The organism is Actinomycetospora sp. (assembly GCF_036497585.1).
Taxonomy (GTDB): domain Bacteria; phylum Actinomycetota; class Actinomycetes; order Mycobacteriales; family Pseudonocardiaceae; genus Actinomycetospora.
Window position 1 is genome coordinate 1 of sequence record NZ_DASXJD010000027.1, and the last position, 13,759, is coordinate 13,759.

Genomic DNA, 13,759 nt, shown 5'->3' on the forward strand with positions numbered 1-13,759 from the left:
ATCGCGCGCAGGGCGGCGAGGTGGGCCTCGGCGTCGGCCGGGTCCCACTCGCTCATCGGGCCGACCTCGGTGTCGCTGGCGGCGTGGCGGGTCAGCAGCAGGAACTTCACGACGGTCTCCTCGGTCTCGGGGTGGCCGCACCCAATGTGCGGCTCGCCCGGGGTCGGAGCCGCGACCCGCACGATGACACCGACCCGGGCCGCCGTGGCGAGACCACCCGTTCGGAGCAGCCTCAGGCCGCGACGCCGTTGCCCGCCCGCTTGTCGTCCTGGAAGGACTCCTCGTCCATGCCGCGGCGCCAGCAGCCGGAGATCGAGAGGAGGTCGCGCTCGCGGGTCGGCGTGGTTGTGCGGCGCCCCGCCGCTGTGACAATCTCCGGGACCGGGTCCGTGATCTGGATCTCATCGGGGCGGTTCACCACAGACAGCCGTCGTGCCGTCGCCTGCGGAGGTCCCGCCGTGTCGCAGCCCCGTCCCAGCCGTCCCGCGCCCGCACCCCCGGGCGCCCGACCTGCTCTCCGGCCGGATCCCGACGGGATCGTCCGGCCATCCGAGCCGGGCCCGCTCGAGCTCTCGACGGCCGTCGTCGCCGGCCTGCAGGCCCTGCGCAACCTGCGCGACCTGCCGTCGGGGGTCCGCGACGGCCGCCTGGAGCGGATGCTGCGGGCCACGCTGGCGCACCACCACCCGCCCTCGACCGACGACGGGGCCCGTCCCGGCACGGTCGCCGCCGACACCACGATGGCCGCCGTCCGCACCGCCTGCGCCCACCTGTCGGCGGAGGAGTACGAGGACGCCTACCTCGCGCTGTGCACCGCCTACGACGGCCTGCCCCGCCGTCCGCCGTCGTTCGACTGACCCGGCTGACCCACCGGAGACCGAGGGCGGACGGGCCTGCCCGCCGATCCGCCCTGCACCCCGCTCCGGTCTGCCCACCGGCGGGGCCGCCCCCGTGCCGCCGCTCAGGTCAGCTGCTTCGCGATGATCGCGTTGTTCGGTCCGACGCGGGTGTAGTAGCCCGGCTTGCCCGCCCGCGCGCAGCCGTCGCCGAAGCTGGTGATCCCGACGAGTTTGTCCGCCACCACGAGCGGGCCGCCGGAGTCGCCCTGGCAGGTGTCCACGCCACCGTCGTCGTAGCCGGCGCAGGTCAGCAGCCCCGGGTCGAAGTTCGAGGCACCCGCCTTGCAGTAGGCGTCGTCGCGGATCGGCACCGTCGCGGAGAGCAGGAAGCGCGAGGGCGTGCCGTTCTCCGCGGTGGAGCCCCAGCCGTAGATCGTCGCCGCGGTCGCCGGGGAGTAGAGAGCGCTGTCCGCGGCCGTGGCGAGGGGCAGCGTCTTCTGCTCGACCGGCGTCGCGAGGGTGAGCACCGAGACGTCGAGGCCGTTGCCGACCGCGGTGAAGGTGGGGCTCACCCAGGTCCTCGCGACCGGGACCGAGGCGCCGGCCTGCGACTGCTTGTCGTCGCGCCCGACGACGACGAACGTCTTGCGGTCGGGCGCCGAGGCGGTGCAGTGCGCTGCGGTGACGACCTTGGTCGGGGTCACGAGCGTGCCGCCGCAGAACTGGAAGCCCGAGGCGTCGGTGAGGTAGACGACCCACGGCGCGGCGGAGGTGGTGGCCTTCTGTCCACCCACGACGCGGCCCTGCTCGGCCCCGCCGTCCCCGTCGCCGCCCGACCCGTCGCCGCCCGACCCGTCGCCACCGCTGCCGGAGTCGGCGCCGGGGTCGCTCACCGTGCGCGGTCCGGCGTGACCCGAGACGACCACCCCGGCGACGCCACCGCTCACCGTCGCGGAGCTCCGCCCGCCGAGGCCGACCATCCCCACCGCGATGATCGCGACGGTCACCACGCCCGTCGTCACCAGCAGCACCGTCCGGCGTGCCACCCGCGCGCCGGGCACCGCCCGCGGCACGGGCGTCGCACGGTGCCGGCCCCCGCGGTCCCGCCGCCCGGGGCCCGAGGTCCCGTGCTGCGCCCGATCCGCCGTCCCACGTTCCCGCATGTACCCCTCCCCTCACGTTCCGCTGTTCCCGGCGTCCCCGGACGGGGCCACCGGGAGCAGCCCTCACCGCCTGTCGGAGCAGCACCTGACCAGAGCCCGCGGGGGAGCGACAAGGCGAAGAGGCGGAGTTCAACCCGCCGAGCGACGACGAACGGTCGATCAGGAGCGGTAAACGACACCGCGGAGTGACCAGCGCACGACGAGCGGTCGGTCGACGACGCCGTCCGGCGAGACCGGCGACCGCTCGGCGACGGTCACGGTGTGTCGCCCTTGTGACGACGGTGGGTGTGCGGCTCCGTGGATGAGCCGGGCCCCGGCGTCCTCAGTAGCGTGGAGGACGTGACGCACCACGACCTCGTCATCATCGGCTCGGGATCGGGCAACTCGATCCTGGACTCGCGGTTCGACGACCTCGACGTCGCCGTCGTCGAGCACGGCGTCTTCGGGGGCACCTGCCTCAACGTCGGCTGCATCCCGACCAAGATGTACGTCTACGCCTCGGACGTCGCCGAGGCGGTCCGCGAGGCGGGCCGGTACGGGGTCGACGCGAGCATCGACAAGGTGCGCTGGGCCGACATCCGCGACCGGGTGTTCGGGCGGATCGACCCCATCTCGGCCGGCGGGCGGCGCTACCGGGCCACGGAGAGCTCGAACGTCGCGCTCTACGAGGGCCACGCGCGGTTCAGCGGGGAGCGCGAGCTCTCCGTCGCCCCCACCGACGGCTCCGCGGCCACGACGCTCACCGCCGACCGCGTCGTCATCGCCGCGGGCTCACGCCCGACGGTGCCGGCGGTGATCGCCGAGTCCGGGGTCCCGTACCACACCTCGGACGACGTGATGCGCCTCGAGGACCTGCCGCAGCGCATGATCATCTGCGGCGGCGGCTACATCGCCGCGGAGTTCGCGCACGTCTTCGACGCCCTCGGCGTCGAGGTCACCGTCGTCACCCGCGGGCCCGCGCTGCTGCGCGAGCAGGACGAGCTGGTCTCGCAGCGGTTCACCGCGATCGCGCAGGAGCGCTTCACGGTCCACCTGAGCGCCGAGCCGACGGCCGCGGAGCAGCGCGCCGACGGGACGATCGTGCTCAGCTGCGGCGACGGCGGGACGGTCGAGGGCGACGCCCTGCTCGTGGCCACCGGCCGGCGCCCCAACGGCGACCGGATGGACGTGGCGCAGACCGGGCTGGAGCTCACCCGCGACGGGCGTATCGAGGTCGACGAGTACCAGCGCACCCCGGTCGAGGGCATCTGGGCGCTCGGCGACGTCAGCTCGCCCTACCAGCTCAAGCACGTCGCCAACCACGAGGCGCGCGTCGTGCAGCACAACCTGCTCCACCCCGACGCGCCGCGCGCCACGAGCCACCGGTTCGTGCCGTCGGCAGTGTTCACCCACCCGCAGGTGGCCTCGGTCGGGGCGCGCGAGCAGGACCTCCGCGACCGCGGCACCCCCTACGTCGTCGCGGTCCAGGCCTACGGCGACGTGGCGTTCGGCTGGGCGATGGAGGACACCACGGGGTTCGCGAAGGTCCTCGCGGCACCCGACGGCACGCTGCTCGGCGCGCACTTCCTCGGCCCGCAGGCGTCCTCGCTGATCCAGGTCCTCGTCCAGGCCATGGTGTTCGGGCGGAAGGCCCAGGACGTCGCCACCGGCCAGTACTGGATCCACCCGGCGCTGCCCGAGCTCATCGAGAACGCGCTGCTCGGGCTGCCGCTCGGCGGCTGAGCGTCAGCCCTCCTGCGTCACCCGCTCGCGCAGCGCGTGGAGCGCCTCGATGCGGGTGGCCTTGAGGACGTCGGGCGGGTCCCCAGGGAACTGCTTCTGCCAGGTGTCGGTCGTGCCGCGGTCGGCGACGGCGAACCAGACCGTGCCCGGCGGTTGGTCGTCCTGCGGGTCGGGACCTCCCGCCCCGCTGACGGCCACGACGAGGTCCGCGCCGAACATCTCGGCCGCGCGCTCGGCCATGGTGCGCACCGCGGGCTCGGCGACCACGGGCCCGTCGGGGACGCCCAGCACCCCGTGCTTGGTGCTGCGGTCGTAGGCCGTCACACCCCCGCGGAACCACTCGCTGGACCCGGGTGCGGCGGCGAGGTCGCTCGACACGAGCCCGCCCGTCAACGACTCCACCACGGCGACCCGGCGGCCGTCGCGGTCGGCGCCCTCCGAGATCTCCTTCGCGAGCTGCTCGGGCTCCACGTCGATGGGCTCGTCCACCGGTCCTCCTCTGCCGTCCCGGGGCGGCACACCGCCGCCCGGCCGGAGGGTATGACCGCCGGACCCGTCGTCGGAAACGCCTCACTCGGTGCGGCGGAACCGCCCGACCGCGAGCGCGAGGAGTACCACCGAGAAGGCGATCGTCAGCACGATCTCGAGCCAGGTGGGGACGACGAAGGCGCCCCACCGGATGCCCGGGTCGTAGCGGGCGAGGTCGGCGGCCGAGGCGTCGAGGCGCGCGAACACCACGTGCCGCAGCGGCTCCACGGCGTAGGTCATCGGGTTGACGTGGGTGAGCACGGTGAGCCACAGGGGCAGGTTCCCGAGCGGGAAGAGCGCCCCGGACAGGAACATCAGCGGCGTGATGATCAGCTGCACCATGGGCATGGCCGTCTGGACCTGCCGCAGGCGGGCGGCCAGCATGAGGCCGAGCGAGCAGATCATGAACGCCATGAGGAAGATCAGGCAGAGCAGCTCGAGGAACATCAGCGGGTCGTAGGGCACCCCCACCAGGCCGGCCAGCGCGAGCAGCAGGACGCACTGCAGCGTCGCGACCGTCGCCCCGCCGACCGCCTTCCCCACCAGGATCGACGTCGTCGACACCGGCGCGACGAGCATCTCGCGCAGGAACCCGAACTCCCGGTCCCAGACGATCGAGATGCCCGAGAACGCCGCGGTGAACAGCACCGAGACGGCGAGCACCCCGGGGAACAGGAACGTCGGCAGCGCGACGCCGCCGCTGCGCCCGCCCGCGCTCGCGAGCAGCGAGCCCAGGCCCGAGCCCAGGACGAACAGGAACAGCAGCGGTTGGGCGAGCGAGGACAGGATCCGGGTGCGGTCCTTGAAGAACCGGATCATCTCGCGCTGCCACACGACGGCGGCAGCGCGCGATTCGGTCGCCGGGCCGCTCTGCGGGATCCGCACCGCCTCGACGCGCAGCCGCGACGGCTCCTCGAGCTGGGTCACCTAGCGCCCCCTCATCCGCATGGCCATCGGGTGCATGGACGGGCCCCGCCCGGCCTCGGCGTCGCGCAGCGTCGTGCCGGTGTGGGCGAGGAAGACGTCGTCGAGCGAGGGCCGCGTGACCGACACCGACCGCACGCCGACGCCCTCGGCGGTGAGCGCCGCGAACAGCCGCGGCACGAACTCCGCACCCTTCGGCACCGACACCGTCACCGCTCCTTCGCGCACCGCCGCCTCGAGCCCGAACTCGCGGCGGATCACGGCGAGGGCGGCCTCGTCGTCGTCCGTGGCCACCACCACCCGGTCGGCCCCGACCTGGGCCTTGAGGGCCTCCGGGGTGTCCAGCGCGACGATGCGGCCCTCGTTCATGATCGCGATCCGGTCGCAGTTCTCCGCCTCGTCCATGTAGTGGGTGGTGACGAAGACGGTGATCTCCTCGGCCTCACCGAGCCGGGCGAGGTAGTCCCAGATCGAGGCCCGGGTCTGCGGGTCGAGCCCGATCGTGGGCTCGTCGAGGAAGAGCACCTGCGGGGAGTGCAGCAGCCCGCGCGCGATCTCCAGGCGCCGTCGCATGCCGCCCGAGTAGGTCGACACCGGATCGGCGCGGCGCTCCCAGAGCCCGACGGTGCGCAGCACCTCCTCGCGACGCGCGGCGGCGGTGCGCCGGTCGACGCCGTAGAGCTCGCCGTGGAAGCGCAGGTTCTGCTCCCCCGACATCGGCCCGTCCAGCGTCGGCTCCTGGAACACCAGGCCGATGCGGCGCCGCACCGCGGCCCGGTCGGCGACGACGTCGAGGCCGGCGACCTTGGCGGTGCCGCTCGTGGGCTCGACGAGCGTGCACAGGATGTTGATCGTGGTGGACTTCCCCGCGCCGTTCGGGCCGAGGAACCCGAAGGTCTCCCCGCGGGCCACGTCGAGGTCGATCCCGCGGACCGCCTCGACCTCCCCGTAGCGCTTGGTCAGACCCCTGACCTCGACTGCACCGACCTCGACTGCCCTGGCCGCGACGGCCGGATGGTCCACCCCGCCCCCTCTCCCACACCGTGGGAACCAGCCTAGGACGCGGGCCGCCGGGGCAGGTCGTGATTCCCGGGCCGATCCGCGGGGATCCCGACCGACGAGGCCGCCGCCCCTGCGACGTGGTCGAAGTAGGTGTCCCGGTCGGTCACGACGTTCTCGTACTGCCCGAACAGCTCGAACCCGACGGTGCCGAAGAGCTGGGTCCACGCGGTCACCGCGGCGGGCGCGAGGCGGGGGTCGAGGTGGAGCACCTCGGCGACGTCGGGCGCGACCGCGGCCACGACGTCGTCGCCGGGGTCGACGTCCGCGTGGGCCGCGCTCGCGATCGACCCCAGCACGACGCCGACCCGGCCCGCCGCGGGCAGGGTGTCCGGCGGAGCCGCGTAGCCGGGCACGGGGGAGCCGTAGATCAGCGCGTACTGCGCCGGATGCGCCCGGGCCCACGCCCGCACCCCCCGCCACACCGCGACCCAGCACTCCCGGGCCGACGCCCCCGACGCGGCGTCGCGCGCCGCCTCGGCCGCCTCCCCGACGGCGTCGTAGGCCTCGATGATCAGGGCGGTGAGCAGCTCGTCGCGGCTCGGGAAGTACCGGTAGACGGCCGAGGAGACCAGGCCGACCTCACGTGCCACGGCGCGCAGCGACAGCGCGGCGGCGCCGACCTCGGCGAGCTGGGTCCGGGCGGCGGCGAGGATCGCCTCGGTGGTCTGGGCGCGGGCACGTTCCCGGGCGGTGGGCACGACCGAGAGCATCGCACACATTCGAGAGCACTGCTCTTGACACCGGCGACGGGCGGCGAGAACACTGCTCTCAAGCGAGAGCAGCGCTCTCGACCGACACCGAGGAGCGGCTCCCATGAGCACCCACTACCAGCAGCCCGGCTTCCTGACCCGCCGCGTCATGAACCCGACGGTCGCCTTCCTGACCCGCCGCGGCGTCTCGCTCGCCGGGTCCGCGGTCCTCGGGGTCTCCGGCCGCACCACCGGCGAGATGCGCACGACCCCGGTCAACCCGCTGACCCTCGACGGCGAGCGCTACCTGCTGGCCGCCCGCGGCCACACCCAGTGGGTGCGCAACCTGCGCGTCTCCGGGTGGGCCGAGCTGACCGTCGGCCGGCGCACCGAGCGCGTGACCGCGCGCGAGATCACCGAGCCCGCGCAGATCGTGCCGATCCTGCGGGCCTACCTGAAGGCCTGGTCCTGGGAGGTCGGCGCGTTCTTCCAGGGAGTGGGCGCCGATGCCCCGGACGAGGACCTGGCCGCCATCGCCGGCGCGCACCCGGTCTTCGTGATCTCCGGGTGACGGCGCGGCGGCCGGCCGGGAGCGGCGCTACCGTGCCCGTCCATGAGCCAGCGCGAGCACGACGTCGTCCTCTACGGAGCGACCAGCTTCGTCGGGGCCCTGACCGCCGACTACCTCGCCCGCCACGCCCCCACCGGCACGCGCGTCGCCCTCGCCGGCCGCTCACGCGAGAAGCTGGAGCGCGTCCGCGCCACGTTGCCCGCCCCCGGCACCGACTGGCCGCTGATCATCGCCGACTCGGGCGACCGCGCCGCCCTCGACGCCATGGCCGCCTCCACGACGGCGCTCGCCACCACCGTCGGGCCCTACGCGAAGTACGGCATGCCGGTGGTCGAGGCGTGCGCCGCGGCGGGCACCCACTACGCCGACCTCACCGGGGAGGCGACGTTCGCCCGGCAGGCCATCGACGCGACGGACGCCCGCGCCCAGGAGACCGGCGCGCGGCTCGTGCACTCCTGCGGCTACGACTCGGTGCCCTCCGACCTCGGCGTCCTGCTCCTGCACTCGCAGGTCCAGGCCGACGGCGAGGGCGAGCTCTCCGACGTCACGACCGTCGTCCGCGTCCGCGGCGGCGTCTCGGGCGGCACGATCGACTCGATGCGAGGGATCGCCGACGGGGTCCGGGCGGACCGGTCGACGATGAAGGTCCTGCGCGACCCCTACAGCCTCTCCCCCGACCGGGAGGGCGAGCCGGACACCCGCCAGCCCAGCGACAACCCGGCCCCGCACCGGCTCGACGGCGGGTTCCTCGACGGCCGCTGGGCCGCGCCGTTCGTCATGGCCTCCTACAACACCCGCATCGTGCGCCGCTCCAACGCGATCGCCGGCTACGCCTACGGCAAGGGGCTGCGCTACGGCGAGGTCATGGCGGCCGGGTCGGGCCCGGTCGGCGCGGTGACGGCCGGCGCGGTCACCGCCGGGCTCGGCGCGCTGGTCGCCGGGCTCGCGACGCCGGTCGCGCGCCAGGTCCTCGACCGCGTCCTGCCCAAGCCCGGCGAGGGTCCCTCGGAGAAGACCCGCGAGAAGGGCTGGTTCCGCCACGACGTCGAGGCCACCACGACGACGGGCGCGCGCTACACCGCGCGGGTGTCGGCCTCGGGCGACCCGGGCTACGCGGCCACCGCGGTGATGCTCGGCGAGTCCCTGCTCTGCCTGGGGCTCGACGGCGACCGGCTGCCGGCGCGCACCGGCTCCCTCACCCCGGCCACCGCGATGGGCCCGGCGCTGGTCGAGCGGCTGCGCACCGCGGGGCACGTCTACGAGGTGGGTCGCGCGAGCTGACCGGCCCGACGGGCGAGTTCGACGGCGCAGGACCAGATGTCCGCGACGATCGACAAGGTCGCGAACGCCGCGACCTAGCACTCAGGGCGCGCCGGCCGGGGGCACCACCCGCAGCCCGGCCGGCGCGCCGTGCTCGATCAGCGCGAGCAGCGCGTCGGTGTCGAGGTGCTGCTCGACGAGGTCGGCGAGCAGGTCGAGCTGGGCGGTGCGGGCCGCCGCGAACGATATCGTCGTCGACACCCGGAACGCCGCCCCCGTCGTCGTCGCCACCCGCTCCAGCACCCGGCGCCGGAAGGCGTCGTTCTCCAGCAGCCCGTGCCAGTGCGTCCCGAGGACCGGGCCCGCGTCGACGCCCTCGACGGTGCCGTCGGCGAGCGTGACCAGCGGCGTCGTCGCACCGTCGCGCACCTCGCGGCCGTGGTGGATCTCGTACCCGGCGACGTGCTCGCCCAGCGCGGTGCCGGTCGGGTTGCCCAGGTGCTTGGCGGGGTCGAAGACGACGTCGACGTCGAGCAGCCCGAGACCCGTGTGCCGCCCCGGCGCTGCCTCGACGCCGTGCGGGTCGTCGATGCCGCGCGCGAGCATCTGGTAGCCGCCGCAGATGCCGAGCAGCGGGCGCCCGGCGCGGGCGTGGGCCAGCACCGCGTCCGCCAGGCCCCTCTCCCGCAGCCAGGCGAGGTCGGCGACGGTGGCCTTCGAGCCGGGGAGCACGACGAGGTCGGCGCCGACGAGCTCCCCCGGCGAGGTCACGTAGCGGACGGCCACCCCGGGCTCGGAGGCGAGGGCGTCGACGTCGGTGCCGTTGGAGACCCGCGGCAGGCGCACGACCGCGACCCGGAGCCAGTCGGTGCCGAGCGGCGGCGCCGGGCGACCCACCACGCCGGCGTGACCCAGCGAGTCCTCGGCGTCGATCCAGAGGTCCGGGGCGAACGGCACGACGCCGAGGGTCGGGCGGCCGGTGAGCCGCTCCAGCTGGGCCAGGCCCGGCTCGAGCAGCGCCGGATCGCCGCGGAACTTGTTGACGACGAAGCCCGCGATCAGCGCCTGGTCGCGCGGGTCGAGGACGGCGAGCGTGCCGAAGAGGTGGGCGAGGACGCCACCGCGGTCGATGTCGCCGACGACGATCGTGGGCAGGTCGGCGGCCCGGGCGAGGCCCAGGTTGGCGATGTCGGTGGCGCGCAGGTTGATCTCGGCAGGCGAGCCGGCGCCCTCGCAGACCACGACGTCGTGCTCGGCGCGGAGCTGCGCGAGCGTCGTCGTCACGACGTCGAGCAGGGCGGCCTTGCGCTCGCGGTAGGACAGCGCCGTGACCGTGCCGTCGACGCGGCCGTGGACGACGACCTGGCTGGTGCGGTCGGAGCCCGGCTTGAGCAGGACCGGGTTGAACCCGACGCTCGGACGCAGGTCGCACGCTGCGGCCTGCAGCGCCTGCGCGCGCCCGATCTCCCCGCCGTCGGCGGTGACGACGGAGTTGTTGCTCATGTTCTGCGCCTTGAAGGGCGCGACGTCGACGCCCCGACGGCGCAGCCAGCGGCAGATCCCGGCCACGAGCACGCTCTTCCCGGCGTCGCTGGTGGTGCCGGCGACGAGGAGGGCACCACGCATGATCAGGTGAGCCTACGGCTCAGGTGAGCACTGATCCGTGTCATGGGGCGGATTACTGCTCACGTGCGCGGAGCGCACCTTGCACACCGCCGGGCCAGGGGCTCCCAGCGGGGCAGGTGCGTCGTCGTGATCCCGGCCCGGTCGAGCTGGGCGATCCCGGACGGGCGGGCGACGAACTCGGGCGGCTCGCGCCAGGCGTAGACGACCCGCGCGACCCCGGCGCGCTCGATCAGCGTCGCGCACGAGTCCGGCCGGGACGCCCGCTGCCCACACGGCTCGAGCGAGCTGTAGAGCGTCGCGCCGGGCAGCCGCGGGTCGCCCGCCAGGTCGCGCAGGACGCCCTCCTCGGCGTGGTCCAGCGGGTCCTCGCGCCGGGACCAGCCCACGCCGAGCACGGACCCGTCGTCGGCGACCACCACGCACCCGACGCTGAACGCGCTCGCGCTCGGCGGGCAGCGCTCGGTGAGGACGCAGGCCTCGGCGAGGTGACGGTCGTCGGGGGCGCCGAACCGGTAGCGCAACAGCAGGTCCTCCCCGACACCCCGGGTCTCGACGAGGTGCGGCGCGGACTCCGGCGCGCCGGTGAACCGCGGCCCCGCGCCCACGAGCCGGGGCGCCACCACCAGTTGCAGTTCGTCGACCACACCCGCCGTGAGGAACTCCCGCAGGACGCCCGCGCCGCCCTCGACCATGAGGCGCACGACTCCGCGGCCGGCGAGGTCGTCGAGGACCTCGCCCGGGGAGCCGTCGAGGACCACCGTCTCGGCGCCCGGCTCGGTGAGCACCCGCGCGGCGGGGTCGAGGGGCTTGCCGGACAGCACCACCCGCAACGGCGACGGGGGCTGCCCGCGCGCGGTCCGCTCGGCCCGGCGGCCCGCCGAGCGCACGAGCAGCCGCGGGTCGTCCGCGCGCACCGTCCCCGCGCCGACCAGGATCGCGTCGACGTGGGCGCGTTCGGCGTCGACGCGGTCGAGGTCGTCCGGGCCGGAGAGGAGCAGCCGCTCGGGAGCGGCGTCGTCGAGGAACCCGTCGAGCGAGACCGCGCACGAGGCGAGGACGTGGGGTCTCATGCCCGGCTCACGGCAGCGTCAGGATCTCGCTGCCGGTGTCGGTGACGAGGATCGTGTGCTCGAACTGCGCGGTGTGCGACTTGTCCTTCGTCGTCACCGTCCACCCGTCGTCCCAGATGTCGTAGTCGATGCCGCCACGGGTGATCATCGGCTCGATCGTGAAGGTCATGCCGGGCTCGAGGACCTCGTGACGGTCCGGGTCGTCGTAGTGCACCACGACCAGACCCGAGTGGAAGGTGCGCCCGATGCCGTGCCCGGTGAAGTCGCGGACGACGCCGTAGCCGAACCGGTTGGCGTAGGACTCGATGACCCGCCCGACGACGTTCAGCTCCCGTCCCGGCTTGACCGCCTTGATCGCGCGCATCGTCGCCTCGCGGGTGCGCTCGACGAGCAGCCGGTCCTCCTCGTCGACGTCCCCGGCGAGGAACGTGGCGTTGGTGTCGCCGTGCACGCCGTCGAGGTAGGCGGTGACGTCGATGTTGACGATGTCGCCGTCCCCGATCACCGTCGAGTCCGGGATGCCGTGGCAGATGACCTCGTTGATCGAGGTGCAGCACGACTTCGGGAACCCGCGGTAGCCCAGGGTCGAGGGGTAGGCGCCGGCGTCGACGAGGAACTCGTGGACCACGCGGTCGACGTCGTCGGTGGTCGCGCCGGGCTTCACGGCCTCGCCGCCCGCGACGAGCGACTGCGCCGCGACCCGGCTCGCCACCCGCATCTTCTCGATGACCTCGGGGTGCTGCACCCACGGGTCGGTGGACCGCTCGGGGCCCGACCTCCCGACGTACTCGGGACGGACGATCGAGGAGGGCACCGGGCGCAGCGGCGTCTGCTGCCCGGGGCGCAGGGGAGCACGTACCGGCATGGCCCCCAGCGTAGGCGTCCCGTCAGGCGTGCTGCCGCGCGCGGCGGGCGCGCAGCCGCATGATGCCGAGCACCGCCCCGCGCCAGCCCAGGACGAGGACGGCGAGCGAGACCGTCGCGACGACGACGAACGAGAGCGGCGGCCGGTCGACGAACGCCCAGCGCAGCAGCATCCCCACGACGACGGCGCCCAGCCAGACCGCGATGCCGCGTCGCGGGCTCAGGGGGTCCTGCCACGTGCGGGCGACGAGGGCGCCCACGAGACCGCCGACGAGGAACGGCGCCGCCACCTCGAGGACCCCGACGATCCCGAGGTCCTCCTGGTGCGAGCGCGTCCCGATGGCGGCGAAGACGAGCACGGCGAGCGCGTCGACGAGCGCCACGATCGGCCGGCGCATCAGAAGAGCACCGTCGCGAAGCTCGCCACCTGGCTGAACCCCACCCGCTGATAGGCCGCCCGCGCCGGGGTGTTGAACGCGTTCACGTAGAGCGAGGCGATCCGGCCGGCCCGCACGAGGTGCTCGACGACGGCCGCGGTGCCCGACTGCCCCAGGCCCCGGCCGCGCCAGTCGGGGTGCACCCACACCCCCTGGATCTGCCCGACCCTGGTGGAGAGTGCACCGACCTCGGCCTTGAACACGACCTCGCCGTTCTCGAACCGGACGAACGCCCGGCCCGAGGAGATCAGCTCCCCGACCCGGGCCCGGTACCCCGCGCCGCCGTCCCCGAGGCGGGGGTCCACGCCGACCTCCTCGAGGAACATGGCGATCGCGGCGGGCAGGTAGCGCTCCATGTCGTCGGGCCGCGCCTGGCGGACGTCGGGGTCGGGGGCAATGGCGGGCATGCCGTCGATCGCCATGAGCGGCTGGTCCGAGCGGACCTCGCGGGCGGTGCCCCAGTGCTCGGCGAGCTCCTCCCACAGCGGCAGCACGAGCTCGCGGCGCCCGACGAGGGACGAGCAGGTGCGCCGGTGACGGCGGGCGCGGTCGGCGAAGGCGCGCACGGCGACCCGCTCGCCGCGCAGCGGCACCAGGTTGGCCCCGGAGAAGCACAGCCCGTCGAGGCGGCCGCCGACGCCCCACAGCTCCCCGCCGAGGCGCCACGGCTCCACGCCGACGGTCTCGACGCGCGAGGCGACCATGCAGGTCGCGATCGGGTCGCCGTCGAGCACACCGCGCACCCTCGACCGGTCACGGTCGTCCAGGAGCCGCGCACCGGCCGTACGGAGCACGGGTCCAGAGTGCCACACGGAGGCCGCCACCGGACGTGCACGGTCCGTACACCCGTGCCGGGTTGCGTCGCGCGATGCTCATCGCACCGTCATGATCGCCACAGCTGTCGGTCACGGATTACACAGCCACATCGGGGACCCTCGGAGCATGGCCCAGAACGACACCCTCCACGACGACGGCGCCTCCCGCGAGGAGCACGACCGGCTCGA

15 protein-coding genes are annotated in these 13,759 nt (G+C 74.3%); 4 read left to right on the top strand and 11 right to left on the bottom strand.

Going from position 1 to position 13,759, the window contains the following annotated elements:
• Positions 1 to 232 precede the first annotated feature (232 nt).
• Positions 233 to 418, bottom strand: a complete 186-nt coding sequence (locus VGH76_RS02415; RefSeq protein ID WP_331555009.1) for a hypothetical protein — start codon at positions 416 to 418, stop codon at positions 233 to 235.
• Between the two features lie 40 nt (positions 419 to 458).
• Between VGH76_RS02415 and VGH76_RS02420 the strand changes: the two genes are divergently transcribed.
• A complete protein-coding gene (locus tag VGH76_RS02420; protein WP_331555010.1) occupies positions 459 to 857 on the top strand; it encodes a hypothetical protein in 399 nt (132 codons plus the stop codon).
• Positions 858 to 961: 104 nt separating this feature from the next.
• On the opposite strand, the gene VGH76_RS02425 is transcribed toward VGH76_RS02420, so the two are convergent.
• Positions 962 to 1,912, bottom strand: coding sequence for a serine protease (locus VGH76_RS02425; protein ID WP_331555011.1), 951 nt, complete (start codon positions 1,910 to 1,912; stop codon positions 962 to 964).
• A gap of 429 nt (positions 1,913 to 2,341) precedes the next feature.
• On the opposite strand from VGH76_RS02425, the gene VGH76_RS02430 reads away from it, so the two are divergent.
• Positions 2,342 to 3,724, top strand: a complete 1,383-nt coding sequence (locus tag VGH76_RS02430) for a mycothione reductase (RefSeq protein ID WP_331555012.1) — start codon at positions 2,342 to 2,344, stop codon at positions 3,722 to 3,724.
• A gap of 3 nt (positions 3,725 to 3,727) precedes the next feature.
• Here VGH76_RS02430 and VGH76_RS02435 read toward each other — a convergent pair whose 3' ends face one another.
• The 4 genes from VGH76_RS02435 to VGH76_RS02450 form a co-directional block, all read right to left on the bottom strand.
• Entirely contained in the window at positions 3,728 to 4,213 is a 486-nt protein-coding gene (locus VGH76_RS02435; RefSeq protein ID WP_331555013.1) for a CinA family protein, read from the bottom strand.
• An 81-nt stretch (positions 4,214 to 4,294) separates the two neighbouring features.
• Positions 4,295 to 5,179: an ABC transporter permease gene (locus VGH76_RS02440; protein WP_331555014.1), complete on the bottom strand. Its 885-nt coding sequence runs from the start codon at positions 5,177 to 5,179 to the stop codon at positions 4,295 to 4,297.
• A complete protein-coding gene (locus tag VGH76_RS02445) occupies positions 5,180 to 6,199 on the bottom strand; it encodes an ATP-binding cassette domain-containing protein (RefSeq protein ID WP_331555015.1) in 1,020 nt (339 codons plus the stop codon).
• Positions 6,200 to 6,231: 32 nt separating this feature from the next.
• Positions 6,232 to 6,948, bottom strand: a complete 717-nt coding sequence (locus VGH76_RS02450; protein WP_331555016.1) for a TetR/AcrR family transcriptional regulator — start codon at positions 6,946 to 6,948, stop codon at positions 6,232 to 6,234.
• Positions 6,949 to 7,051: 103 nt separating this feature from the next.
• Between VGH76_RS02450 and VGH76_RS02455 the strand changes: the two genes are divergently transcribed.
• Together VGH76_RS02455 and VGH76_RS02460 are read left to right on the top strand one after the other, a co-directional pair.
• Complete coding sequence (locus tag VGH76_RS02455) at positions 7,052 to 7,498, top strand: nitroreductase/quinone reductase family protein (protein WP_331555017.1); 447 nt, start codon at positions 7,052 to 7,054, stop codon at positions 7,496 to 7,498.
• 42 nt (positions 7,499 to 7,540) lie between these two features.
• Positions 7,541 to 8,779 carry a saccharopine dehydrogenase family protein gene (locus VGH76_RS02460; RefSeq protein ID WP_331555018.1) on the top strand — a complete coding sequence of 413 codons (1,239 nt, stop codon included), beginning with the start codon at positions 7,541 to 7,543 and terminating at the stop codon, positions 8,777 to 8,779.
• An 81-nt stretch (positions 8,780 to 8,860) separates the two neighbouring features.
• Here VGH76_RS02460 and VGH76_RS02465 read toward each other — a convergent pair whose 3' ends face one another.
• The 5 genes from VGH76_RS02465 to VGH76_RS02485 are packed head-to-tail and all read right to left on the bottom strand — an operon-like array spanning position 8,861 to position 13,549.
• Positions 8,861 to 10,384 carry a cobyric acid synthase gene (locus VGH76_RS02465; RefSeq protein ID WP_331555019.1) on the bottom strand — a complete coding sequence of 508 codons (1,524 nt, stop codon included), beginning with the start codon at positions 10,382 to 10,384 and terminating at the stop codon, positions 8,861 to 8,863.
• 59 nt (positions 10,385 to 10,443) lie between these two features.
• Complete coding sequence (locus tag VGH76_RS02470) at positions 10,444 to 11,454, bottom strand: dihydrofolate reductase family protein (RefSeq protein WP_331555020.1); 1,011 nt, start codon at positions 11,452 to 11,454, stop codon at positions 10,444 to 10,446.
• 7 nt (positions 11,455 to 11,461) lie between these two features.
• Positions 11,462 to 12,319, bottom strand: a complete 858-nt coding sequence (gene map / locus VGH76_RS02475; RefSeq protein WP_331555021.1) for a type I methionyl aminopeptidase — start codon at positions 12,317 to 12,319, stop codon at positions 11,462 to 11,464.
• 22 nt (positions 12,320 to 12,341) lie between these two features.
• A complete protein-coding gene (locus VGH76_RS02480) occupies positions 12,342 to 12,716 on the bottom strand; it encodes a DUF3054 domain-containing protein (protein ID WP_331555022.1) in 375 nt (124 codons plus the stop codon).
• Positions 12,716 to 13,549, bottom strand: coding sequence for a GNAT family N-acetyltransferase (locus VGH76_RS02485; RefSeq protein WP_331555023.1), 834 nt, complete (start codon positions 13,547 to 13,549; stop codon positions 12,716 to 12,718). The genes VGH76_RS02480 and VGH76_RS02485 overlap by 1 nt, the downstream gene beginning before the upstream one ends.
• Positions 13,550 to 13,759 lie beyond the last annotated feature (210 nt).